Annotated in this window: 24 protein-coding genes; 6 read left to right on the top strand and 18 right to left on the bottom strand. The window is 57.2% G+C overall.

The genetic code is table 11. The annotated features are described in order from the left end of the window. Positions 1-15: 15 nt before the first annotated feature. The gene (locus DCS96_RS12165) at positions 16-633 is read right to left on the bottom strand and encodes a c-type cytochrome (protein WP_116474679.1); all 618 of its coding nucleotides are present in this window, start codon (positions 631-633) and stop codon (positions 16-18) included. 142 nt (positions 634-775) lie between these two features. On the opposite strand from DCS96_RS12165, the gene yihA reads away from it, so the two are divergent. From yihA to rsuA, 3 genes are read left to right on the top strand one after another with little or no spacing between them, the layout of a single operon-like run. After that, complete coding sequence (gene yihA, locus DCS96_RS12160; protein ID WP_198650059.1) at positions 776-1,426, top strand: ribosome biogenesis GTP-binding protein YihA/YsxC; 651 nt, start codon at positions 776-778, stop codon at positions 1,424-1,426. 37 nt (positions 1,427-1,463) lie between these two features. Further along, entirely contained in the window at positions 1,464-2,123 is a 660-nt protein-coding gene (locus DCS96_RS12155) for a GntR family transcriptional regulator (RefSeq protein ID WP_116474678.1), read from the top strand. Between the two features lie 16 nt (positions 2,124-2,139). Continuing rightward, positions 2,140-2,826 (top strand): 16S rRNA pseudouridine(516) synthase RsuA, encoded by a 687-nt coding sequence (gene rsuA, locus DCS96_RS12150; RefSeq protein WP_116474677.1) that lies wholly within the window; start codon positions 2,140-2,142, stop codon positions 2,824-2,826. A gap of 42 nt (positions 2,827-2,868) precedes the next feature. Here rsuA and DCS96_RS12145 read toward each other — a convergent pair whose 3' ends face one another. From DCS96_RS12145 to DCS96_RS12115, 7 genes are all read right to left on the bottom strand, one after another. Then, a complete protein-coding gene (locus tag DCS96_RS12145; protein WP_232818268.1) occupies positions 2,869-4,182 on the bottom strand; it encodes a TRAP transporter large permease in 1,314 nt (437 codons plus the stop codon). Then, positions 4,175-4,738 (bottom strand): TRAP transporter small permease subunit, encoded by a 564-nt coding sequence (locus DCS96_RS12140; RefSeq protein WP_232818267.1) that lies wholly within the window; start codon positions 4,736-4,738, stop codon positions 4,175-4,177. Before DCS96_RS12140 ends, DCS96_RS12145 begins: the two co-directional genes overlap by 8 nt. A gap of 112 nt (positions 4,739-4,850) precedes the next feature. Then, positions 4,851-5,912: a TRAP transporter substrate-binding protein DctP gene (gene dctP, locus DCS96_RS12135; RefSeq protein WP_232818266.1), complete on the bottom strand. Its 1,062-nt coding sequence runs from the start codon at positions 5,910-5,912 to the stop codon at positions 4,851-4,853. A 143-nt stretch (positions 5,913-6,055) separates the two neighbouring features. Continuing rightward, positions 6,056-7,540, bottom strand: a complete 1,485-nt coding sequence (locus tag DCS96_RS12130) for an aldehyde dehydrogenase (protein WP_116474674.1) — start codon at positions 7,538-7,540, stop codon at positions 6,056-6,058. 10 nt (positions 7,541-7,550) lie between these two features. Then, positions 7,551-8,426, bottom strand: coding sequence for a dihydrodipicolinate synthase family protein (locus DCS96_RS12125; protein ID WP_116474673.1), 876 nt, complete (start codon positions 8,424-8,426; stop codon positions 7,551-7,553). Between the two features lie 54 nt (positions 8,427-8,480). Then, positions 8,481-9,944 (bottom strand): Na+/H+ antiporter NhaC, encoded by a 1,464-nt coding sequence (gene nhaC / locus DCS96_RS12120; protein WP_116474672.1) that lies wholly within the window; start codon positions 9,942-9,944, stop codon positions 8,481-8,483. Between the two features lie 30 nt (positions 9,945-9,974). After that, on the bottom strand, positions 9,975-11,285 hold the full coding sequence (locus tag DCS96_RS12115; protein ID WP_116474671.1) for an NAD(P)/FAD-dependent oxidoreductase: 1,311 nt from the start codon (positions 11,283-11,285) through the stop codon (positions 9,975-9,977). Positions 11,286-11,422: 137 nt separating this feature from the next. Here DCS96_RS12115 and DCS96_RS12110 point away from each other — a divergent pair, with 137 nt between their 5' ends. Continuing rightward, positions 11,423-12,424, top strand: coding sequence for a 4-hydroxyproline epimerase (locus DCS96_RS12110; RefSeq protein ID WP_116474670.1), 1,002 nt, complete (start codon positions 11,423-11,425; stop codon positions 12,422-12,424). A 28-nt stretch (positions 12,425-12,452) separates the two neighbouring features. On the opposite strand, the gene mnhG is transcribed toward DCS96_RS12110, so the two are convergent. From mnhG to polA, 8 genes are all read right to left on the bottom strand, one after another. Continuing rightward, positions 12,453-12,839, bottom strand: coding sequence for a monovalent cation/H(+) antiporter subunit G (mnhG, locus tag DCS96_RS12105; protein ID WP_232818265.1), 387 nt, complete (start codon positions 12,837-12,839; stop codon positions 12,453-12,455). A 63-nt stretch (positions 12,840-12,902) separates the two neighbouring features. After that, complete coding sequence (locus tag DCS96_RS12100) at positions 12,903-13,178, bottom strand: cation:proton antiporter (protein WP_116474669.1); 276 nt, start codon at positions 13,176-13,178, stop codon at positions 12,903-12,905. Positions 13,179-13,182: 4 nt separating this feature from the next. Then, positions 13,183-13,635, bottom strand: a complete 453-nt coding sequence (locus tag DCS96_RS12095; RefSeq protein ID WP_232818264.1) for a Na+/H+ antiporter subunit E — start codon at positions 13,633-13,635, stop codon at positions 13,183-13,185. 17 nt (positions 13,636-13,652) lie between these two features. Then, entirely contained in the window at positions 13,653-15,155 is a 1,503-nt protein-coding gene (locus DCS96_RS12090) for a Na+/H+ antiporter subunit D (protein ID WP_116474667.1), read from the bottom strand. After that, the gene (locus DCS96_RS12085; RefSeq protein ID WP_116474666.1) at positions 15,152-15,499 is read right to left on the bottom strand and encodes a Na+/H+ antiporter subunit C; all 348 of its coding nucleotides are present in this window, start codon (positions 15,497-15,499) and stop codon (positions 15,152-15,154) included. The genes DCS96_RS12090 and DCS96_RS12085 overlap by 4 nt, the downstream gene beginning before the upstream one ends. After that, positions 15,500-15,931, bottom strand: coding sequence for a Na+/H+ antiporter subunit B (locus DCS96_RS12080; RefSeq protein ID WP_198650058.1), 432 nt, complete (start codon positions 15,929-15,931; stop codon positions 15,500-15,502). It abuts the gene before it with no gap. Then, the gene (locus DCS96_RS12075) at positions 15,931-18,225 is read right to left on the bottom strand and encodes a putative monovalent cation/H+ antiporter subunit A (protein WP_116474664.1); all 2,295 of its coding nucleotides are present in this window, start codon (positions 18,223-18,225) and stop codon (positions 15,931-15,933) included. Before DCS96_RS12075 ends, DCS96_RS12080 begins: the two co-directional genes overlap by 1 nt. 553 nt (positions 18,226-18,778) lie before the next feature. Then, the gene (gene polA / locus DCS96_RS12070) at positions 18,779-21,523 is read right to left on the bottom strand and encodes a DNA polymerase I (RefSeq protein ID WP_116474663.1); all 2,745 of its coding nucleotides are present in this window, start codon (positions 21,521-21,523) and stop codon (positions 18,779-18,781) included. Positions 21,524-21,868: 345 nt separating this feature from the next. Between polA and elbB the strand changes: the two genes are divergently transcribed. Then, positions 21,869-22,516, top strand: coding sequence for an isoprenoid biosynthesis glyoxalase ElbB (elbB, locus tag DCS96_RS12065; RefSeq protein WP_116474662.1), 648 nt, complete (start codon positions 21,869-21,871; stop codon positions 22,514-22,516). A gap of 266 nt (positions 22,517-22,782) precedes the next feature. Next, entirely contained in the window at positions 22,783-23,358 is a 576-nt protein-coding gene (locus DCS96_RS12060; RefSeq protein ID WP_116474661.1) for a hypothetical protein, read from the top strand. 7 nt (positions 23,359-23,365) lie between these two features. Here the strand turns inward: DCS96_RS12060 and DCS96_RS12055 are convergent, their stop codons facing one another. Together DCS96_RS12055 and DCS96_RS12050 are read right to left on the bottom strand one after the other, a co-directional pair. Continuing rightward, on the bottom strand, positions 23,366-24,028 hold the full coding sequence (locus DCS96_RS12055) for a 7-cyano-7-deazaguanine/7-aminomethyl-7-deazaguanine transporter (protein WP_116474660.1): 663 nt from the start codon (positions 24,026-24,028) through the stop codon (positions 23,366-23,368). A 121-nt stretch (positions 24,029-24,149) separates the two neighbouring features. After that, complete coding sequence (locus DCS96_RS12050) at positions 24,150-25,049, bottom strand: EamA family transporter (RefSeq protein WP_116474659.1); 900 nt, start codon at positions 25,047-25,049, stop codon at positions 24,150-24,152. Between the last annotated feature and the right edge of the window lie 48 nt (positions 25,050-25,097).

Raw genomic sequence — 25,097 nt, 5'->3', positions numbered from 1 at the left:
ATGCCCCCTTCGGTGTTAGCGTAAACCAACTACATACTGAGACAGGATTTCGATATCCTGATCGGTCAGTTTTTTGGCGATATCGCGCATCATGCCGTTGGGGTCATTATCCCGCTCACCGGCACGGAATGCCTTCAGCTGAGCAGCCACATAGGCCGGATGCTGACCGGAAATACGCGGGAACTTGGCTGATTCCAAGCCTTCGCCACGGGGACCATGGCAAGCGATACAGGCGGTAATGCCGCGCTCTATGTCACCTCCCTGATACAAGGCGGCCCCCTGTTCGATCACGTCTTCCGATACGGCAACTGGCGTGACGGATTCGCTGGCAAAATAGGCAGCCAGATCAGCCATGTCCTGTTCGGACAGGGGCATCACCATACCGGCCATGATGGCATTACTACGACCAGCACCACCGCTGGCGGCGGACTTAAATTCGACTAACTGTTTTTCCAGATAGCTGGCATGCTGGCCAGCCAGCTTGGGATACATGTCGGTAGGGCTGTTACCATCAGCACCATGACAGGCGACGCAGGTAGCGGCCTTGGCTTTGCCGGCTTCGGCATCGCCCTGAGCCTGTGCTACACCGACGACTCCGAGCATTAAGGCTAGCGTGAAGACAATTTTTTTCATGATGTTCCGACTTCTCGTTGTAATAGCTTCCAGATCACATACCTGATGGGGCATGTTACAATGCGACTTAGAAAACGGCACCATTTTACACAAATTTGCGAGAAAGTAAGCAAGGCTGGTTCAGAACCACGGGGATTTAACATTGAATAGCAAGCAGATAAATTTTCAAGTCGCCCGCTTTATCACCAGCGCGCCCAATATCAAACATATGCCGGAAGACACCGGAATAGAGATTGCGTTTGCAGGAAGGTCAAATGCTGGCAAATCATCTGCTTTGAACACAATAACACAGCAGAAAAGTCTAGCAAGAACCAGTAAAACCCCTGGTCGAACCCAGCTCATCAACGTCTTTGAATTGAGTGAAGGCAAGCGGCTTATCGACCTGCCCGGCTATGGCTATGCCAAGGTGCCGGAAGAAATGAAGCTGAAGTGGCAGGAGGCCCTGTCGGAATACCTGCAGAAACGCGACAGCCTCAAGGGTCTGGTGGTGCTGATGGACATTCGTCATCCGCTCAAGGACATCGATCAGCAGTTGCTGCAGTGGGCCTGCGAAAGCAAGCTGCCGGTGCTGGCGCTGCTGACCAAATGTGACAAGCTCAAGTCCGGCGCCCGCAAGGCCGAGGTCCTCAAGGTACGCGAAGCGGTCACCGTATTCGGTGGCGATATCCAGGTTGAAGCCTTCAGTTCACTCAAAGGTACTGGGCTGGACAAGGTCAAGGAAATCCTCGGAGAATGGCTGCTGCAGGGCGATGATGAAGCCATCACTGCAACAACACCCGACGAACTAGCATAATCACCGCCCCACCAACAACACCTTTGCCAGGAATGATATGCACAAAACCAGAACGCAATTTGTCGCCGACGCCGTCAGGACCAAGATCCTGCGCGGTGAAATAAAAGGCGGTTCGGCCCTGCGCCAGGATGCCTTGGCAAAGGAGTTCAATGTCAGCCGTATACCGGTGCGCGAGGCGCTGCTCACCCTGGAAGCGGAAGGGCTGGTGGAATTCGAAGCCCATAAGGGCGCCTACGCCACCGAGCTGTCGGCCCCCAAGATCCTGGAACTGTTTGAGCTGCGGGTGTTGCTGGAATGTCACATCCTGGCGGCGGCCATTCCCAGATTGACCAAGGAGCAGCTGGATAACGCAGAAACCCTGTTAATTGAACTGGATCATCTGCTGGATACCTCAAGCCAGATTGATCACTGGAGCGATCATAACTTCGCCTTTCACCGGGCCCTCTACGAGGCCGCTGAAAAACCGGAAACCATGGCACTGATCACCCAGCTGAACACCCAGTCCGACCGTTATATCCGGATTCACTTACTGCATGCCGCCGGCGTACACAAAGCCGAGGCAGAGCACCGGGAACTGCTGGAACTGTGCCGCCGTGGCGATATCGCCGCCGCCTGCGACCTGCTGCGACGTCACATTCTGGTTGCGGCCGATGATATCGTCGCCCTACTACATCAACAGCAGCAACAGGATTGCTGACAACACTGGAAATTTAATGCGCCTCGATCGTTTTTTATGTGAAAGCACCGGCCTGACCCGTTCTGTAGCCAAAAAAGCCCTGCATCGGGGTGACGTCACCGTCGATGGCATAGTCGTCAAAAAGAGCGACCTGCAAATCAACGACCAGGAAGTACGTCTCGAAGGTCGACTGCTGAGCGCGCCGTCCGCACGCTACCTGCTGTTACACAAGCCCGCCGGCTACATCAGCGCCACTCAGGATGAAAACTATCCCTGTGTACTGCGGCTGCTGCCACCCGAACTGTGTCGCGGTCTGCAGTGTGCCGGCCGACTGGATGTGGATACCACGGGTCTGTTGCTGCTCACCGATGACGGCCAATGGTCGCATCGCCTGCGCTCCCCCAAAAAAGCCTGCAATAAGGTCTACCAGGTCGACCTGTCCGAGCCGCTGGCGAGCGATGTCTCCCAACGTTTTGCCGAAGGTGTGATGCTCCATGGCGAAGACAAGGCCACGCTTCCCGCCACCCTTGAAACCATCACCCCGACCCGGGTCCTGCTGACCATACAGGAAGGCAAATACCATCAGGTTAAGCGCATGTTTGCCGCCGTCGGCAACCACGTTGAAAGCCTGCACCGGCTTCAGATCGGAGATATCCGGCTGGATGACAACCTGGAGCCCGGTCAGTGGCGACACCTGACCGAAGAAGAAATCGCCAGCATATAGGTATACCCCTCATGAAAATGGCGCCTTGCTGGCGCCATTATTTTAATTAGTTATCAAGCTGGGCAGGTAGGTTGCCGCCATCGGAAATACCACCACCGACAACAAGACCAGTAACTGCAGGATAACGAAGGGCATCACCCCCTGGTACATGTGCCTGTATGTCATATCATTCGGTGCTATGGACTTCAGATAAAAAATCGAAGGTGCCATTGGTGGAGTCAGATAGGAAGTCTGTATCACCACCATAAACATCACCGCGAACCAGATAGGATCTATGCCGGCCATTTTTATAAGTGGCGTGAAGATAGGTACAAAAATCAGCACAATTGAGATCCAGTCCAGCACGAAACCGGCCAGAAAGATTACCGCCATCAGTATAAAGGTAAGCTGATAGACACCGATATCCAGGCTGTTAATCATATCGACTATCATCCAGCCGCCGCCGGAAACCGCGAAGATACTGGTGAACATGGTTCCGCCAACCACAATCATCATGATCATGGCGGTAATCTGTATCGTGGTTTTCAGGGCACCGATAAAACTGGGCCAGGACAACTCACGAAAAACTAGGGCAATGAGTGCCGCACCGGCAGCGCCTACCGCAGCCGCCTCTGTCGGTGATGCGATACCCAGTAGCAGAGAACCCAGTACCGAGCTGATCAACAGCAGGGGAGGCAAGATGGCCTTGGCAGTAATCAGCAGTTTTTCTGACAATGCCACTTCCTGTTCCAGTATCACCGCCGGCCCCAGGTCTTTCTTGAAATAACAGGCGACAACCATATAGATCATGAAGAAAGCAACCATCATCACACCGGGGATCAGACTGGCCGCAAACAACTGCCCAATCGACAACTGGGCCATAGAGGCATAAACCACCACCACAATGGAAGGCGGTATGATGGTACCGAGAGAACCGCCGGCACAGACGGTACCCGCCATCAGTCCCTTGTTGTATTTATATTTGGCCATGGCGGGCAGGGCCATCATGCCCACGACGATTTCCACCGCGCCTACCACTCCCGAAGCGGCGGCAAAGATGGCACACATCACTATGGTAGACAGCGCCAGACCGCCGGGTAGACGACCAAACCACAGTTGCAATGCCTGAAACAGCCGGAGCGCAAGACCCGTTTTCTCCAGGATGGCGCCCATTAAAATAAACAACGGAATGGACGACAGCGTGAAGTTTGATGCGGTATGCAATATGGCGCCATAAAGCTGACTAAACAGCAGATCGCCAAAGGTGAAAAAACCAAAAATTACCGAGGTGACTATCAATGACAGCGCCACGGGAATACCGAGAAACACGAATACAAACAGGATGATAAACATCCACAATGGAATTAACTCAGCCATGACTCATCTCATCCTTGGTAACCGACTCTCCGGGGATCTTGTCCCCCTGTAAATATCTGATACCGTCTATATAGACCTGCAGGGTAAACGCCATCAAACCGATGGCGATAGCACCATAGAAAGGCCAGACCTGAGGCGACCAGGGACTGACACTTTCCACTTCACCCGTTATCCATGCACTGATGGCTTTCTCTCCTGCCACATAACTCAGCAAGAAAAATGATGGCCCTATCAGGAAGAAGTAAAAAAACAGATTGATTAACTGTTGACGTCGCAAAGAGAGCCTGGAAGAAAGAAAATCAATTCTTACATGAGCCTCTACCTTGAGTGAATAACCACTCGCCAATAAAAATAAAGCGCCATTTAACATATAGGATATATCAAATGACCATAATGTCGGCGCACCAAACGCATAGCGTGATACCACTTCATACAGGATAGAAGTAACCAGCATCAGCACCATAGCCATGGAGGTCTTCGCCAATAAACCGGAGATACCATCGAGACGTAAAAATAACGCATTCAAAACTTTCACCCCATTAACAAGTGACACCATAAGGTTTACCTTGTCATTATCAAAACAACCCTATTATTTCAAAATAAATACAGGGCAGGCTGTATAGACAGCCTGTTCCTAATTCTGAGTCAGGAGGTTATAAGTAAGAGACTCAATCTCTTACCAGTACGGATGAGTTCCTCGACCAACGATCCTGATAATTCTGATAATCCTTGAGAATACCCATCATTTTTTTATTTCCTTTCTCGGCCTGTTCACTGGCCCGCTCTTCCATCCATTGATGACCATAGCCTCGTATCTGCGCGATGACATCCTGATCCAGAGTGATGACTTCAGTGCCATAATCCTTATATTTGTCCATGGCTTTCATATCTTCGTGGGCAAAGTGAAGATAAGACTCCATCGTCGTCAGACGGGCGGCATCTTCGATACGTCCCTGTAATTCGGGAGACAGCTCATCCCAGGTTTCCTGTTTCACAAAGAACTCCCACACAAAGGTAGGCTGGTGAATACCGGGAGTAATAATATAAGGCGCTACCTCATGGAACCCCTCCATAATATTCGAGCCCGGAGTGGCCCATTCCACCGCATCGACCCCTTTTCGTTGCAGCAGTGTATATATCTCACCGGACGGCACAACAGTAGGGACACCGTTGAGATGATTTTTTAATACCCCGGCCCAGGCACCGGAGGTTCGGTACTTGAGATTCTCGAAATCGGTAATACCATGAATCGGTTTATTGGCATGCGCCAGGATTTCGGAAGTACCCAACCCTACCACCATGGTATGCAGTCCCATGGTTTCCTGCCGATATTGCTGCAGACTTTCCAGTCCACCGCCTTCATAAAGCCAGGTAATGGTTGCCTCGGGAGACATACCTCCGGGAAAACCGGCAAATATGGCATTGGTCGGATCCTGATTGACCAAATAGGAAGGGGTGGAATGTCCTGCTTCAACAATACCATCCTGCACCGCTTCATATACCTGAAATGCCGGCACCACTACACCGGCACCGAAGGTTCTCAATTTTATTTCCCCTTCGGAGTATACCTTCAGATGGTCGCTGAAACGTTGCAGAAAGTTATTGTAGAAAAAGGAGCCTTCCGGCACAGAAGTGGGAACCTTCCAGGTCACTTCCTTGGCTGCTAAAGCCGGTGCGACAAGAAGAGCACAGGCTGTAATAATGGAACCACATTTATTAGCTATTTTCATTTTTATATCCTTTTAAAAATAAATCATTGCTTCCCATACAATGGGAAACAATATGACGAACATCATAATCAGAAGTTTAATAATTTAACTTTATTAAAAATGGCGCCATTCATTTGTCTGACGCCATGCTATTAACTATTTATTCACCCCTGGTTATACCAGATGGTTTTCTTTTGCAGATATTGTTCCATGGCTTCCAGACCATTGTCTCTGCCACCGAAGCCGGACTGACCATAGCCGCCGAAGGGGGTGGTAATATCGCCTTCACTGAAACAGTTGATGGAGACGGTGCCCGCCTTCAGTGCCCGGGAAACCCGGTGGGCCCGCCCCATATGACTGGTATAGAGGGAAGCGGCCAGGCCATACTGGGTCTGGTTGGCCAGCGACACCGCTTCTTCCTCGCTGGAGAATTCGGTTACCGCCAGTACCGGACCGAATACCTCGTCCCGGAACAGGGTCATGTCGGCACTGACCTCATCGAAAATGGTGGGCTCCACGAAAAGGCCGGCACCCAAGGCGGGCGTATTACCGCCGTAACGCAGCCTGGCCCCCTGTTCCCCGGCCAGCTCGACCATGGCCTTCACCTTGTTGAAATGCACCGGCTCCACCATGGGCCCGACCATGGTGTCTGCTTCCTTGGGATCACCCAGTTTCCAGCCAGCCAGACGGGAACACAGCTTGTCAAGCAACGGCTCCTTGATGCCCTGCTGCACCAGCAGACGGGATCCACAGCTGCAGTTTTCGCCCATATTCCAGAAGGCCGCCGCCAGCACATCGTCGACGATGGCATCCAGATCTTCCACATCATCGAACACCAGCTGCGGGCTCTTGCCGCCACACTCGAGCACCACTTCTTTCAGGTTGCTCTGGGCCGAATACTGCAGGAACAAACGGCCGACCTCGGTCGAGCCGGTGAAGGACACCATGTCCACATCCGGGTGCAGCCCCAGCGGCATACCGGTCTGCTCACCCAGACCGGTCACCAGCTGCAGCACTCCTTGCGGAATTCCGGCCTGATGGGCCAGCTGCACCATGCGCCAGGCACTCAGGGAAGTCTGTTCGGCCGGTTTTACAATCACCGAGTTGCCGGTCACCAGCGCCGGGCCCACCTTCCAGGCAAACATCTGCGCCGGAAAATTCCATGGCAGCACGGCAGCAACCACCCCGATGGGCTCGTTGACCACCAGGCCCAGGGTATCATCCCCGGTCGGTGCCACCTTGCCGAACACCTTGTCCACCGCTTCGGCATACCAGGCCAGGGTGTTGATGGTTTCCGGAATGTCGGTGTTCAGACACTCGCTGATCGGCTTGCCACCATCAACACAATCCAGCGCCGCCAGCTCTTCCTGGTGCTGCTCCAGCAGCGCAACCCAGTCCTGCATCCGCTGCTTGCGCTCGGCCGGGGCCAGCTTACGCCACTCACCCTGCTCGAAGCTGGCACGGGCGGCAGCCACCGCCAGGTTCACCTGTTCTTCGGTACAGGCTTCAACCTGACCGATAACAGACTCATCAAAGGGATCCCGGGTTTCCAGTGTCTGGCTACCAGTGCTATAACCGACGATGATGGCCTCGGCTCGCAGTTCTCCCTGCCTTGCCTTGGCAAAGACGTTTTGCACTTGTTCTGACATGCCTATCTCCTTACTTCAGCGCCTGGGTCAGCAGGGTCAGAAAGTCGTCTTCATCCTGCTGGCTCACCGGGTACAGGGGCGCCCTGACCGGGCCGACCGGGTAACCGATATGGCCGCAGCCCAGCTTGGCTTTCTGGTTATAACCACCGGACTCCATGTTCTGCAGCACGGGCAGAATATGAGCCATAATGCTTCGCACCTGCTGCCAGTCGCCGGTCTTGGCCGCTTCGATCATGTTGACATGATCGGCGGCCAGGTAGTTGGCGCCACCGCCAATCCAGGAGCGGGCGCCCCAGAACAGATAGTCCGCTCCCTGGTCATCGGAGCCACACACCACTTCAAAGTCTTCCAGACCCAGGTTGAGCAGGGTGACGGCGCGGGTGAAATCGCCGCTGCTTTCCTTGATGCCGACGATATTGGGATCCTTCGCCAGTACCTTGACTGCCTCGATGCCGATCTCCACCCCGGAGCGGGCCGGGAAGTTGTACATGATGATGGGCATGTCTGCTTCGCGGCTCACGGTCTGGTAATGGGCGATAATTTCGTCCTGCTCCGGCAGGCAGTAGATGGGGGGAGCCAGCATCAGTGCCTGATAGCCCAGCTCCTTCGCTTCCAGCGCCTTGGCAATGGATCCTGCCGAGTGAGTGTCGTTAACACCGGCCACCAGTAACGCCTTGTCACCCACCTCTTTGGCAATAAAGGCCATCAGCTCACGGCGCTCAGCCTGGCTCAGGGCGTAATACTCACCGGTGGTACCGCAAGCGACGATGCCGCTGACACCGGCGTCCAGTTGGTGGGCCAGCAGCGCCGCCAATGCCGGGTAATCGATTTGACCGTCTTGAGCAAACGGGGTGACGACCGGAACCATTACACCTTCAATTTTCATTATGCATATCCTTATCGTGATAAAGGGCCTGAGACACAGGCCCGGAAAAGTGAGTTATGAAGAAACCTTTGCCAGAGCCAGATTCTCTTCGAGTTCGTCTGCGGCCACTGCACCGTCGCCACCAGTGCGCCAGATGGCGATATTGGCGTAGCCGTAAATCAGCGAGATGATCAGCACCAGGAAGTGGAACCAGAGGAAAGGCAGATAGCTGAGGGTACTGACCCCCAGGGTGGTGGCCATGAAGACACCACCATCGGACCAGGGCACCATGGGGGTAGTAACGGTACCGCCGGCCTCGGCATTACGGGACAGCACTCGACGGTCGATACCCTGCTTGTCGTAATTTTTCTCGGTGATGGTACTGGCGGTGATCAGCGACACATAGGCCGCACCACCAAAGAAGTTGCCGAAGAAACCGCCCAGCAGGGTCGACAAGGTCAGGCGGCCGGCGTTGCTGGCCCAGGACAGGAAGCCGTTACAAATAACGGTCAGGATACCGATGCGATCCATCAGCCCGCCCAGCCCGAGCGCGAACAGCACCAGGGCGATAACCCCGAACATGGACTCGATACCGCCCCGGTTGAGCAGGGTGTTGAGGAAGTCGACGTCTGAACTCATGGTATTGCCGAAGTAGGCAGTGTTGACTGCATCCAGCGCCGCCATATCCTGAAACAACACAGCACAGACGATGCCCATTACGGCGCCAAAGCTGATCACCGGGATGGACGGCTTACGCATGGCCAGCAGGCCGATGACCGCCACCGTCGGCAGCAGCAGATACCAGCTGATGTTGAACTGTTCGGCCAGGGCCACCATGGCCGCATCCGCCCGGCTGGTATCAACGGCACCGTCAACATAGAAATAACCGACTCCCAGGAACAGCAGGCTGGCGATCAGCGCAGAAGGCGCACTGACATGCAACATGGACTTGATATGGTCAATCAGATCCACCCGGCACAGTGATGCTGTCATCACAGTGGTGTCGGACAGGGGCGACAGCTTGTCACCTACATAGGCCCCGGAAATAACCGCGCCGGCCACCAGCGGCATTGGGATGCCGAAGCTGTGGCCGATACCCATCATGGCGATGCCGGCGGTGCCCGCGGTACCGAAAGAGGTTCCGGTCGCCAGCGAGGTCAGGCCGCAGATAATGAAAGCCGCAAACAGGAAGATGCTGGGGCTCATCACCGACAGGCCGTAATAGATGATGCTGGGCACTATGCCACCGGCAATCCAGGTACCGATCAGCGCCCCGACGGTAATCAGCACCAGCACGGCTTCCATGCCGTTGTTGATCCCGTTCAGCAAGCCTTTCTGGATGGTCTCATACCCCAGCCCCAAGCGAATGCCCAAGCCGATGACCAGAAACCAGGACACGAACAATGCCAGTTGTATGGGCAGGGCCCACACATTCAAAAACAAATACATAACGCCAATAAAGGCCGCCAGCAGGCCCAGCACTTCAACGCTGCTGGGCAGGCGAATCCGATCCGCCGGAGTTGACTGCTTGATATCCATATACGTTCTCCCTGTGTGACGCCTGTCCGGTCAGCTTTCTGAGCCGGGCAGGCAAACACTGTTGTTTAAGGTGTGCGAGGGTGGTAGTTGCCCAAACCGCGCCAGGCGGAAAGGAGCGATGTCGAGCCCGGACGGTTTTCCCGACAGCAGGCCCTGAATAAGTTGGGCAGTGATCGCCGCTTGGGTCAGCCCCAGATGATGATGACCCAGGGCCAGCAACAGACGCCCTTGCGGGCCAACCCGATCTATAACCGGTAATGAATCCGGTAAGGAAGGACGGCAGCCCATCCAGGGGGTTGCATCCCGAGTATCCAAATGCCGATCGAACAGCGCATCCGCATGGCGCAACAACCCCTGGGCTCGACGGTAATCCGGAGCCTTGTGCAGACCGGCAAATTCCACCGTACCGGCCAGACGCAGCCCGCCCGACATCGGGGTCATGATGAATTTTCTCTCCAGGGAGCTGACCGCCATCGGCAGGCGGTCGGGTTCGGCCGGCAGCATCAGGTGATAGCCCCGCTCGGTATCCATAGGTATCTTGATACCGGCCAGCTCCCTGACCAGAGGCGCGGACCAGGCGCCGGTGGCGACCAGCACCCGCTTGGCGAACAGCTTGCCCTTGCTGGTACTTAGCTCGATGCCGTTATCCAGACAACGTCCACCATGAACCTCCGCCTGCCACCGCTCCAGGCCGCCGGCCTGCGCCTTGGCAAACAGCTGCGCCACCAGCTGATAAGGGTCGGTCACATGGCCGGTCGCGGGGAAGAACAAACCGCCGCTGACCGCCGATGCCAAGCCATCAAACTGCCGATGTAATGTCGGAGCGGACCAGGACTCGGTCACCACTCCCAGTGTGGCCAGCACCTGCGCATGCCGCTGCAACTCGGCAAATGCAGACTCGCTTTCACACACCAGCAAGGAACCGTCTTCCTTCAGCAACCGGCTCAGACCTGCCTGCTGTAACAGTTGCTGCCAGGCCGACAGGCTGGCTTCATTCAGCGAGCGTAATCCATCACTGCTGGTGCGCTGGGCCTGGGGGCACATGTTCGCAACCAGCTTTAACAACCAGGGTGCTATGCGAGGCAGATAACGCCAGTCCAGGCGCAAGGGCCCCAACGGATCCAGCAACATACGCGGTAACTGCCGTAATACGGCGGGTGAGGCCAGTGGCAAGACCTGCTCGGTGGCGATATGGCCGGCATTGCCGAAGGAAGCACCCTGTCCGATTTCATTCTTTTCCAGCAGCAAGACCCTGTAACCCGCACGAGTCAGTTGCCAGGCGCAGGTAACGCCGATAATTCCACCACCGATGACCACCAAATCGTGATTCAGGTCTTGCATCTGTGTATCCCTTCACCAAATTTCTTGATTGTATAAAATATACAATTTATATCTGGATGCCAGTGATGCTGGTTAATCATTTGTAAAATCATGATCCAGATCTCACAAGTCGAAATCATTTCCAGGAGAAACATGCGATGCGAGAAGGTACTTTTTTCTGTATAGATGCCCACACCTGTGGCAACCCGGTACGACTGGTGGCAGGAGGCTATCCTGCCTTGCAAGGCAGTAACATGAGTGAAAAACGGCAGGACTTTCTGACCCATCACGACTGGATTCGCCAGGCACTGATGTTCGAGCCTCGGGGGCATTCGATGATGTCCGGCTCCATCCTTTACCCGCCGTGCAGCGAGCAGGCCGATGCCTCCATTCTGTTTATCGAGACCAGCGGCTGCCTGCCCATGTGTGGCCACGGCACCATAGGTACCGTTACCAGCGCTATCGAACATGGTCTGCTCAGACCCAAAACCCCGGGCAAGCTGATCCTCGACGTGCCCGCCGGGCAGATCCGTATCGATTACGAGCAAAATGGTGGCAAGGTTGAGAAGGTACGCATCTACAACGTCGCCAGCTATCTGGCGCACAGGGATGTCACCATAGAAGTGGAGGGACTGGGCGAGCTGACCGTGGACGTTTCCTATGGCGGAAATTACTACACCATCGTCGACCCTCAGGCTAACTTCCCTGGTTTAGAGTCGTTCAGCGCCGATCAGGTATTGCATTACTCTCCCAAGGTACGGGAAGCGATCAACAAGGTGGTGGATTGTGTGCACCCGCTGGACCCGACTGTGCGCGGCGCCAGCCATGTGATGTGGACCGGCCAGCCAACCCAACCGGGCGCCCATGCCCGTAATGCGGTGTTCTACGGTGACCGTGCGATCGACAGATCCCCCTGTGGCACCGGTACCAGCGCGCGCATGGCCCAGTGGGTGGCCAGAGGCAAACTGGGGATTGGTGAAGAGTTTGTGCACGAAAGCATTATCGGCAGCCTGTTTGTCGGCCGGGTGGAGAGCGAGGCTGCAGTGGGTGACTATCCAGCCATTATGCCCAGCATTCAGGGGTGGGCCCGGGTCACCGGTCACAACACCATCTGGGTCGACAGCGAAGACCCCTACGCCTACGGCTTTGAAGTGAAATGATAGAGCTGGCATCCGACATGGGTGCCATTCAATCCTCTTCTTCCCGCTTGCGGGAGGAGCTGCCCAGCTGGTGGGTGTTGAGATCGTAACGTTCCTTAATCACATCCTTGACGGTGCCTTCCCATAGCCTGATACCCACGAAATAGCCGGCCCGGGCCAGCACATGGGCGGCCACCGGCGCCGTCATGATTACGAACACCACCACCGCCAGGGCCCGCACCACCACGCTTGTCTCCTGAAAGTACACGGCAAAGCCGCAGGCCATCAGACCGACCCCCAGGGCGCCGGCCTTGCTGGTGGCGTGCATGCGGGTCAGCAGATCGGGCATGCGGATAATGCCGATACCGGCCAGCAACATCAGGAAGGAACCCGACAATAACAAGAACCCGGTCAACAGCTCGGTCACCACAGGCATACCTCCTTCTCTCCGGACTGCATCAGGAAGGAGCTCAACAACAGCAGGAATCCCGTCAGCAGTTCAGTCATCATCGCGCTTGCCTCCCCGCTCCAGGTAACGGGCAAAGCCGACGGCGGTCATAAAGGAGGTTAGCGCCAGCACGATCACCACATCGATAAACTGGGGCCGCTCGAAAGCCACCGCATACAGCAGGATAAAGCCGGCGGTAATGGAGGCGATCAGCTCCAGCGCTACCACCCGGTCGGGCAGGGTCGGGCCCAGCAGCAGACGGATGGCTGCCAACACCAGACCCAGGCTCAGAAAAACAAAGGCAATGGTCAGGGCAAGATCGAACATAGGCTTATCCCAGCAAATCGATGACACGGGCCTCAAGGGCCTTCAGTTCCGCCAGCTGGCGGGCCTCGTCGTCCAGATACATGATATGAACATACAGCACCCGGCGGTCGCTGGACACGTCCAGGGTCAGGGTACCCGGAGTCACAGTGATCAGGTTGGCAAACATGGTGATGGCGCCTTCGTCCTTCACATCCAGGGGAATGGCGATCACCCCGGGCCGCATCAGGTGGGTCGGGGTCATCACATCGTAGGCAACCCGGGCGTTGGCCTTGATCAAATCCCAGATAAAAAACAGGATAAAGCCGACAATCTTCGGCAGCTTGCCGAAATAGCGGGCAAACATCGGCTTGTCGCGCAGCACATAGGCCAGCACCAGGTAACTCAATACCATGCCCACCACCAAATTGCCGATGGTATAGGTGCCGGACAGTATCATCCAGGCCAGGGCCAGAAGCATGTTCCATCCAAACGCCCTCATCGCCTCCCCCCCAAAACCGCATCAATGTAACCGGACGGCGTCATCAGTTGATCGGCGGTATCGGTCGCCAACCGCACAAACCCCTCGGCCCCAAAGCCGATGGACAGGGTGATCAGCGCCAGTCCCAGCACCGGCAGGTAGAGCAGATAGAGGTGAGGATCCTGCGCGCCGCGCATCGGTTTGGCCTGCTCCGGTATCTCCTTCCAGAAGGCCTCGGCCCATATCTTAATCATCGAAAAAAGCGTCAGCAGCCCCACCAGCAACGCCACCGCCACCATCAACCAGGACTCGGCCAGCAAGCCCGCCTGGATTACCGTGTATTTAGCGAAGAAGCCGGACAGGGGCGGAATGCCCGCCAGCGACATGGCCGGGATCATGAACAGCACCGCCAGCCAGGGTGCCGAGCGGTACAGGCCGCCCAGTTTGCCCAGCTCGTAGCTGCCGTGGTAGCGATAGATGATCCCGCTGACCAGGAACAGGTTGGTCTTGACTATTATGTGATGGAAGATATAGAAGACACCGCCGGCAATGGCCAGCGGGGTAAACAGCGCCAGCCCCACCAGCATGTAGCCTATCTGGCTGACAATATGAAACGACAGTATCCGCCTGACCTCGTACTGGGCCGCCGCGCCCAGCACCCCGGTCACCATGGTCACCATGCCCATCCACAGCAGTATGCCATGATGGGTAAAGGCCACATCCTGGGTGAAGATCAGGGTAAACACCCGGTACAGGGCATAGACCCCGACCTTGGTCAGCAGACCGGCAAATACCGCCGAAATCGCCACCGGCGGCGTATGGTAGGACGCGGGCAACCAGAAAAACAGCGGGAAGGCCGCCGCCTTGATGCCGAAGGCCACCAGGAACAGCATGGCGATTACCGTCACCAGGCCGGTCTGCTCCGCCTGGCCCAGCTTCTGGGAAAGATCCGCCATGTTGAGGGTGCCGGCATAGCCGTAAAGCAGGCCCACCGCAGTCAGAAACAGCGCCGAAGAGATCAAGTTGAGGGTCACGTACTTGAGCGCCCCCTCCATCTGGGCCCGCTCCCCCCCCAGTATCAACAGGCCGAACGAGGCCACCAGCATGATCTCGAACCACACATAGAGGTTGAAGATATCCCCGGTCAGGAAGGAGCCCACCACCCCGGCCAGCATCAGGTGCAGCAGGGGAAAATAGCCGAACGCCTCGTGGCTGCGGCTCATGGTGGCCAGCGCATAGACGGCCACCGCAAAGCCGATCACTCCGGCCACCAGCACCATGATGGCACTGAACAGATCCGCCACCAGGGTGATGCCGAAGGGCGCCGCCCAGCGGCCCACATAGGTGACCTGTATGCCGTCCTGCTGCACCTGCATCAGCAGTATCAGGCCGGCGCCCAACAGGGCACCGGTGGCCAGCACCGCTATCCAGCGCTGGATCAGGCGTGAACGCCAGCTGATCAGGGACAGGGACCCGGCCAGCATGGGGATCAGGATGGGAATGACCACTTCGGTTCTCACGTGTCGGTGCTCTTCATTTCGTTCATGTCATCGGCACCAATCACCTCGTAGGCCCTGTGGATCAGCACAACGGCAAAGGCCAGCACCCCGAAGCTGATGACGATGGCCGTAAGGATAAGCGCCTGGGGCAAGGGATCGGCGATCGGACCGTCCGGCACCGTCATGCCCTCGGGGATCAGCGGCGGCGCACCGCGCACCAGTCCACCGCCGGTAAAAATAAGCAGGTTAGCGGCATTCGACAGTATCATCAGGCCGATCACCAGCTTGACGATACTGCGCCTGAGCATCATAAACAGGGCAGTGGCGTAGAGACCGCCAATCACGAATGCGAACAGGTTTTCCATTTATTCCTCCGCCTTGGCCAGGGACAGCACTATGGTGGTCACCACCCCGACCACCACCAGATAAACACCGATATCGAACAACAGTGGCGTACTCAGACTCACCTCACCGATACCGGGTAGACTCAGGCTCCACCACTGGCTGCTCAGAAACGGCTGGCCATGCACCAGCATGCCGAACAGACCGCTGAACAGGGCCAGCAGCAGGCCTATGCCCATCAGCAGCTGTGTCTCCACTCCCATCAGCTTGCGGGTACTGCCGGCATCAAAGGCAAACAGGTGCAGTGCAAAGGCGCTGGACGCCACCAGGCCGGCGATAAAACCGCCACCCGGCTCGTTGTGGCCGCGCAACAGCAGGAACACCGAAAACAGCAGCAACAGGGGCACCAGAAAGCGGGTCGCCATCTGCAGGATAAGCGAGGTATCGGTTCTCACTATGACGCCTCCCCACGAAAGCGGATCATGGCATTGACGCCAATCGCCGCCAATGCCAGCACAAAGATTTCACCCAGGGTATCCAGCGCCCGGAAATCCACCAGGATCACGTTGACGATATTACGACCGTGGGCGACTACGTAGCTGTTTTCCACCAGGAAGCTACTGATACTGTCGCCGAGGGAAGACTGGTTGACGGTCAACACCAGCAGGGTGATCAGAGCTCCGAAGCTGCCGGCGACCAGGGCGTCGCGCCAGCGGGTCCAGGGAGTGGACAAGTCCTGAAAACCGGGCAACCGGAACAACACCAGTACCAGCAGGATCACCGTCAACGTTTCAACCAACACCTGGGTAATCGCCAGATCCGGGGCACTGAAGAACACATAGATCAGCGCCATGGCAAAACCCAGCACCCCGATGGCGGCGACCGAGCCCAACCGCAGATGGGTCGCGCTGGCATAGACCACTGCCACCAGCATCAACAGGCTGACCACCACCTCGTAGAAGCGCACCCCCTCGAAGGACAGGCTATACACCAAGGCATTTCGGGAAACCAGGGTATAGGCCAGCAACCCTATGGTAGTCACCAGTATGGTGAGAATATAGCGGGTCATGTAACCGTTCTGCAGCACCCGGGTCTGCCAGTCGGCGAGCCGCACCAGACCGTCCATCATCCGCTCATAGCCCCGCTCAGGGCCATAGGCCAATGGCCTGATCAGCCGCGCCAATGGCTCGCGCCATCGGTCCCATTCCCGGTACAGCCAGACCCCCGCCACTAGGGCCAGGCCGCTGAACAGTAGGGGCAAATTGAAGCCATGCCAGAGTGCCAGCTCGAGCGGAGCCACCGGATGACCACTGATCGCCTGCACCGCCGCCCGCAGCAAGGGTTCGGCCAGGCCGGGAAACAAGCCGAGCAGCAAGCCGGAGAGGGCCAGCACACTGAATCCCAGGCGCATGGCGAACGGCGCCTCATGGGGTGTTTTCGGGGTTGGCTTGAGTTCGCCCATAAAGGGTTTGACCGCCACCAGGGCGGAAGCCGCCACTATGCAAACGGCGGTGAGCATGGCCATCACCAGCAACAGACCGGACAGGGCGCCCGCCTGCAGGGTGGCTTCCAGCATCAGTTCCTTGGCAATAAATCCGAACAAGGGCGGTACCCCGGCCAGGGCCAGGGCCGCCAGCCCGACAAACAGGGCGGTCTGGGGCATCAGCCGGCGCAAGCCGCCCAGATCATGGACATCCTTGGTGCCAGTACTGTGATCCAGGGTGCCCGCCGCCATAAACAACGCCCCCTTGTAGAGGGCATGGGCCAGCAGAAACACCATGGCCGCCATCAGGGCTCCCGGCGTGCCAATGCCGATCAGCATGGTCAGGGTACCCAGGGCCATCACGGTAGAAAAGGCCAGGATGCGTTTCAGATCCGTACTGCATACCGCCATCACTCCGCCCACCAGCATGGTCAGCGCCCCGATCAGGGTCAGCGTCAGGGCCCAGCTTTGATGACCCGCCATCACCGGCTGCAGCCGAGCCATCAGATAGACCCCGGCCTTGACCATGGTCGCCGAGTGCAGATAGGCACTTACCGGGGTGGGCGCCGCCATCGCATTGGGCAGCCAGAAATGGAAAGGGGTCTGGGCCGACTTGGTGAAAGTGCCCGCCAGTATCAGCACCATCATCGTCATAAACAACGGGCTGGCCTGCAGTACTGTGCCCTGAGCAAGCAATTCGGGCAACTCGAAGCTACCGCCCATTCCGCCCAGCAGCAGCAACCCCGCCATCAGCGCCAGCCCGCCGCCCACGGTCACCATCAGGCCTTGCAGCGCCGCCTTGCGGGCGGCGTCATGCTCGTGATTGAAACCGATCAGCAGATAGGAGGTAATGCTGGTCAGCTCCCAGAACACAAACAGGGCAATCAGGTTGCTGGACAGCACCAGGCCAAGCATGGCCGCCATAAAGGCCAGCAGATACATCAGCAACTTATGGATATCCTTATGGCCTTTGAGATAGGCGCCCGCATAGACCAGGATAAAGGTGCCGATGCCGGTGATCAGCAGGGCGAACATCAGGCTGAGACCATCGACCAGGAAGTTGAGGCTGATCCCCAGGCTGGGGATCCAGGGATATTCGATCACCCGGCTGCCCCCCTGCACTATCCCGGGCAGGAAACCGGCAAAATAGACAAACAGGGCCGCAGGCAGCAAGGCCAGGCACCAACCGATATGACGCCCCATCAACAGAGACAGCCGGGGCACGATACAGGCCAGGATAAACCCCGCCAGAACAGCAACAAGCATGGTCAGACCGCCTCCTTTCTACACCTGAAACAGCCCGGGATCAGCTGAGGGGACAGAGAAACAGCACTGTGCAGACTATAGTTTGGGAATGGATGGATAACCCTTCGCGCGGTTATTTATTTTTAATTATTAACACCTTGGATACTAGCAAGCCCCCGGTAAAAGGCAAGATGGCAAGCCGTTGCCCCCGCCCCTGTCGAGCCGGCCATGCCGCGCCATCAGCACGAACAAAAATGTAATAAAAAAACATAAAAATTCGGGGGGATACCTGATGAGGACCGGCTTCAAGGCGCTTCACTGGCCGCTATGGCACTGCCGGCAGTGGTCATATCGCCTACGCCCAAGGCCCTGGAAAATCGCACTTTGACAGAAAAAAATGCCCCCGAACGAAGTCCGGGGGCGGCTTAGCTAGCCAGCTTCAATTACGTGAATAAAAGGTCAGCAAGACTTGCGTCCTACCTCTGTACCCTACTCTCGCACTGTACAACAGCTGTACAGATAAAAAAAGCCAGAATTGTAATATTTTTACACTTTTGTTTTTTGACAACCTGACTTAGTGCGCCTGATCCCAGTTATCCCCCACCCCTGCTTCCACCAGCAGGGGCACATCCAGGCTGGCCGCCTGCTCCATCAGCCCGGTCAGCACCGTCTTGTAGTGCTCTACCTGGTCTTCCCTGATCTCGAATACCAGTTCATCGTGCACCTGCATCAGCATGCGGATGCTGTCAGCCGGCTGCTGGTCGATCCAGGCAGCCACCTTGATCATCGCCATCTTGATGATGTCCGCCGCCGTGCCCTGCATGGGCGCATTGATGGCAGCCCGTTCTGCGCCCTTTCGGCGGGCGCCGTTCCTGGACTTGATGTCCGGCAGGTAGAGTCGCCGGCCGAACAGGGTCGATACAAAACCCTGTTCGGCAGCCTGAGTGCGGGTTTCTTCCATATAACGCAGCACCCCCGGATAACGTTCAAAATAGATATCCATATAGGCCTGGGATTCGGATCTGGGGATACCCAGCTGACGCGACAGGCCGAAGGCGCTCATGCCATAGATAAGGCCGAAGTTGATGGCCTTGGCCCGCCTGCGCTGCTCTGTGGTGACCTCGTCCACCGCCACTCCAAACACCTCTGCAGCAGTCGCCTTGTGAATATCCAGGCCGTGGGCAAACGCATCGAGCAACCCCTTGTCCTGGGACAGGTGGGCCATAATACGCAGCTCGATCTGGGAGTAATCGGCCGCCACCAGCCGGTAACCGGGCTCGGCCACAACGGCCTGGCGGATACGCCGTCCTTCCTGAGTGCGGATGGGAATGTTCTGCAGATTGGGATCCGACGACGACAACCGGCCGGTGGCAGCGTTGGCCTGGTGATAGGAAGTATGGATGCGGCCACTGTGTTGATTGACCATCTGCGGCAGCTTGTCGGTATAGGTGGACTTGAGTTTGCTCAACCCCCGGTATTCGATCAGCACCTTGGGCAGAGGATAGTCCAGGGCCAGTTCCTGCAGTACTTCTTCCGAGGTGGACGGTGCCCCCTTGGGAGTCTTCTTCAGCGCCGGCAGCTGCAGTTTTTCAAACAGGATCTGGCCCAGCTGCTTGGTGGAGCTGAGATTGAAAGGCTCGCCGGCCAGCTCATGGGCTTCCTTTTCCAGCGCCTTGAGCCGCTTGGCGATCTCGTCGCTCTGAATGGCCAGCAGCCCGCTGTCGATGCGCACCCCGGTATATTCCATCTTCGCCAGGATCGGCACCAGTGGCATTTCGATGTCGTTGAACACCCGCTGCAGCTCCGGTTCGGCGGCCAGCCTGGGCGCGAGATGATGGTGCAACCGCAGGGTGATATCCGCATCTTCTGCCGCATAGGGTCCTGCCTGCTCCAACGGGATCTGGTTGAAGGTCAACTGTTTGGCGCCCTTGCCGGCAATGGATTCGAAGGAAATGGTGTCATGATTCAGGTAAAAGGCGGCCATGCTGTCCATATCATGGCGGGTCTGCACCGAGTTGAGCACATAAGACTCCAGCATGGTGTCCAGGCCGATGCCTTTCATGTCGATGCCGTGATTCTTAAGCACATTGGCATCGTACTTCAGGTTTTGGCCCAGCTTGATGCGGTTCTCATCCTCCAGCAGCGGTTTGAGCGCCCCCAATACCGCCGCTTCGCTCAGCTGCTCGGGCGCATCCAGATAATCGTGACCAAAGGGCACATAGGCGGCCTGGCCCGGTTCAACCGCGAAAGAGACCCCCACTACCCGGGCATCCCGATAATTCAGGCTGGTGGTCTCGGTATCGAAGGCGAAATAGGGGGCCTGCGCCAGCCGCGCGAGCCAGTCGTCCAGTTGCGCCTGCTCGAGGATGGTCTGGTAGTCGGTGGCGAGCTGTGCCTCCGGCTCGGTTTCATGCGCCGGTTCGCTACCCTCGCCGCGCTCCAGCTCCTCCAGCAGGTTGCGGAATTCATATTCCCGGTAAATGTCGCGCAGGGCTTCGCTATCGGGCTCGCTCTGCTGAAGCTCGGCCGGGCCGAACTCCAGCTCCACATCGGTCTTGATGGTCGCCAGCTGGCGCGAAAGCCGCACCATTTCCTGATGCTCCTGGAACTTGGCGGCAAAGCTCTTGGCACCGCGAAATCCCAGCCCGGCAACCTTCTCCAGGTTGGCGGCAACATCATCAATGGAGCCCAACCCCTGCAACAGCGCCAGGGCGGTTTTTTCACCCACACCGGGCATACCGGGGATATTGTCGACCTTGTCCCCCATCAGCGCAAGGAAGTCCACAATCAGCTCGGGCGGCACACCGAACTTTTCGATCACCCCCTCCCTGTCCATAAAGCTGTTTTTCATGGTGTCCATCAGCAAGACATGATCGGATACCAGCTGGGCCATATCCTTGTCGCCGGTGCTAATCAGCACATCCAGCTGTTGCTCGGTTGCCTGCCGGGCCAGGGTACCGATCACATCGTCCGCTTCCACTCCTTCTTCGATGATCAGCGGCAGGCCCATGCCTCGGATAATGTCGTGGATCGGCGCTATCTGTTGCCGCAGCTCATCGGGCATGGCCGGTCGGTTGGCCTTGTAGTCCGCATAGATGTCATCGCGAAAGGTTTTGCCCTTGGCATCAAATACCACCGCCACCCGGGATTCGGGAAACTGCTTGTGCAGGCTACGCAGCATATTGGTAACCACTCGGATAGCGCCGGTGGGACGGCCGTCGCTGGTTCTCAGATCCGCCTGCTGGGAAGCGAAATAGGCCCGGTACAGATAGGAGGATCCATCGACCAGGATCAGGGGTTTGGCAGGAATGGCGACCATGACTTTTTTCTCTTTGTTCGATTGGCCGCTAGCATGCCATAGCTACCTGACCGTTCCAAATCATCGGGGGCAGGCGCCCCGCCTTACCGGCCGTCCTCCCGCCTGCCAGGCCTGTGGATAAGTCTGTGCAACAAGTGCCGACCAAAACCTGGAAGATATAATATTTTTCCTAATTTATCAGAGTGATAGGATCAACATATGGATCAATGAAAACTGTTATTGAATGTGGAAAATCAGCGAAGAGTGGAACGCAGGTAACCCGTAAAGTGAATTAATGCTAGCATAGTTTTATCGGGGCGCCAGTCGCGATAGATATTGTTTGGGACTCAATAAGGATAAGCATTGATGAAGAATGTAGCCGTGATCCTGAGTGGCTGTGGCGTCTATGACGGCGCCGAAATTCACGAGGCCGTACTGTGCCTGTTGCACCTGACCAAACAGGGAGCCCGTTACCAGTGTTTTGCCCCGGACAAGGCGCAACAGCATGTGGTCAATCACCTGACCGGCGAAGAACAACCCGGAACGCGCAATGTGCTGGAAGAATCGGCGCGTATCGCCCGGGGTGAAATCAAGCCGTTGCAGGAGCTGGATGCCAGCCAGTTTGATGCCCTCTTGTTGCCCGGCGGCTTTGGTGCCGCCAAGAACCTGTGCGACTTTGCAGCCAAGGGAGCCGACGCCGAGATCGATCCCCAGGTACTGACCGCCTGCAAGGCCTTCGCCAAGGCCCGCAAACCGGCCGGCTACTGCTGCATCGCCCCCGTGCTGATCCCCCATGCCTATCCCGCCGGGGTCAGAGGCACCATAGGGACGGACGCTGGGGTGGCCGAGGCATTTAACGCCATGGGTGGCGATCATGTGGGCTGCGCGGTGACCGATGTGGTGGAAGACAGCCACTACCAGGTACTCTCTACCCCCGCCTATATGCTGGCCGGCAATATCGCCGAGGCCGACACCGGCATCGGCAAGCTGGTGAAGCGACTGCTGGAAATGTAAGCCGACGCCAACAGAGGTTGGCAAAATAAAAAAAGGCCGGCAAACGCCGGCCTGAAATTCTGGAAGCAATGTGAGCAATGTCGTGCCTTCACAAGCAGCCTTCATCAGCATTGAGAGAAAACCCGAAGCCTGTCTGGAACGCAAGTTAACGATAATCGTTATCATTACCGATTGCAACACTTTTTCCTGCCCGACTCCTTTCCAGTCGCCCCTATCAGCCTCCCCTTGACTAAACTAGGTAGCATTAAGCGTGCAGGGGAAAACCGATGAAATACGGATTATGGCTGTTAGGTCTGTGTCTGCCACTATTGCTCACCGCCAACGAGGCCGATATCAAACAGGCCATCGAAGAGGGTCAGAAGGCCTACCTGGCCGGCGAGCTGTCCCGGGCGGCCTCCCAGTTCGACTATGTCGCCACCCTGATCCGCCAGCAACAGGCGGCCGGGATGGGCGAGCTGTTTCCAGAACCGCTGGACGGCTGGCAGGCGGGGGAAGTCAGCAGTCAGGCAGGATCGGCCGCCTTCTTCGGCGGCGGCCTCAATGCTTCCCGCACCTACCGGATGGCCGATAAGCGCCTGGAAATCGTCATCACCAAGGATTCACCCCTGCTGCAAACCATGGCCATGCTGTTTACCAATCCCAGCATGGCGACCATGGGCGGCTATAAGGTCAGGCGCATTCAGGGGCATACCGCCATGTTCAAGGAGGAAGGCACCAGCATGGAGCTGCAAATGCTGATCGCCAACACCCTGCTGCTGCAATTCAATGGCCGAGGCCTCAGCGAAGCAGAGCTGACGGCCTATGCCGAGGCCGTCGACTATCAGGCCCTGACCCGGCTGTAGCGGTGCCTCAACACAAAGTCTCTGGTTGCCGGAGCGCCTCGCCGGTTATCTTGCGGCTCAGATACTTGAGCAGCAGGCCATAGGCAGGAACGAACAGTCCGAGGCTGAACAACAGCTTGATCCCATAGTCCACCAGGGCGATTTCCATCCAGTTGGCCGCCATAAACGGATCCGGTGAGCGGTAGAAGGCCAGGCTGAAGAAGGCCAGGGTGTCGAGCAGGTTGCCGAAAATGGTGGAGCAGGTGGGCGCCACCCACCAAGCCCGCAGATGTCGCAACCGGTTAAACACCGACACATCGAGGATCTGGCCGAGCACATAGGCCATAAAGCTGGCCAGGGCGATACGGGCGACAAACAGGTTGAACTCACCCAGAGAAGCCAACCCCTGATAGTCGGCTTCATAGAAGAGCACGGACAGCACATAGGAGGTGGCCAGCGCCGGCAGCATCACATAAAAGATAATACGCCGGGCCAGCCCGGCACCAAAGATGCGCACCGTCAGATCCGTGGCCAGGTAGATAAAGGGGAAACTGAGCGCTCCCCAGGTAGTATGCAGGCCGAAAACGCTAAAGGGCAGCTGCACCAGGTAGTTGCTGGCGGCAATAATGGCAATATGCAGCAGCGACAACCGGATCAGGGCGGTACGGTATTGGGCGGTGGAAATAACCATCTTTTACCTTTTTGATCAATGGGGTTAGGGAACCCATCCCGGAAGCGGGGCCAGTACAGTCACAGGGCCAACATTGACAAGCGCTTTTTTCTGACCAAAACCGGAATGCGTGCGCCGCATCTTACCCTTTCGCTTCCACTTTGTCTTTACTTGAAAATAATTGCCACAGGCGCGCACCAAATACATTCAGCCCCAATCCCAGCATCACCAGCAGGGCTCCGGCCCACTGGGCCGATGTGAGTCGCTCGTCCAGCAACCATACCGCCGAACTTAAGCCCACCACCGGCACCAGCAGCGAAAACGGCGCCACCATGGACGTCGGATAGCGTTGTAACAGGCGACTCCACAGGCCATAGCCCAGCAACGTGGCCACAAATGCCAGATATCCCAGCGCCAGCAGGGTATGGCTGCCGATGTGGCGCAAGGCGTCCGCTATCTGTTGCGGCCCTTCCAGCCAGAGCGACAAGCCGAGAAACGGCAGCGGCGGTACCAGGTTTCCCCAGATGATAAGGCCTACCAGATCGACCCGGCCTATTTTCTTGGTCACGATATTACCCAATGCCCACATGGCTGACGCCGTCAGGGTCAGTCCCAGCCCCAACATAGTCATATTGCCATCGCCACCCCGGCCAATCACCGCCAGCCCGGCCGCCGCCAACAACAACCCGACCAGATGGACCGGCTTGACCCGCTCCCCCAGCAGCACGGCGGCAAACAGCAGGCTGAAGAAGGCCTGGGATTGCAACACCAGAGAGGCCAGGCCCGCCGGCATGCCATTGGCCATGGCGTAGAACAGGAAGGCGAACTGGCCCAGCGAAATGGTGCTGCCATAGGCAATCAACCAGCGCCAGGGTACCTGAGGTCGCCTGATCAGAAATATCCCGGGAACGGCGACCAGGGTAAAGCGTAGTGCGCCGAGCAGCATGGGCGGCACCCCTTCCAACCCCACCAGGATCACCACGAAGTTCATGCCCCAGACCCCAATCACCACCAGTGCCAGTAACAAATCCTTGAGCGCCATATCCGGGTTTCCTTTAGTTAACAAGACAGGATGAAAGAATGCAGGAAG

It is taken from the genome of Zobellella maritima, from assembly GCF_003075035.1.
GTDB lineage: Bacteria > Pseudomonadota > Gammaproteobacteria > Enterobacterales > Aeromonadaceae > Oceanimonas > Oceanimonas maritima.
The sequence above is the reverse complement of the archived record's forward strand: the minus strand, read 5'-3'. Positions and strand labels throughout refer to the sequence as shown.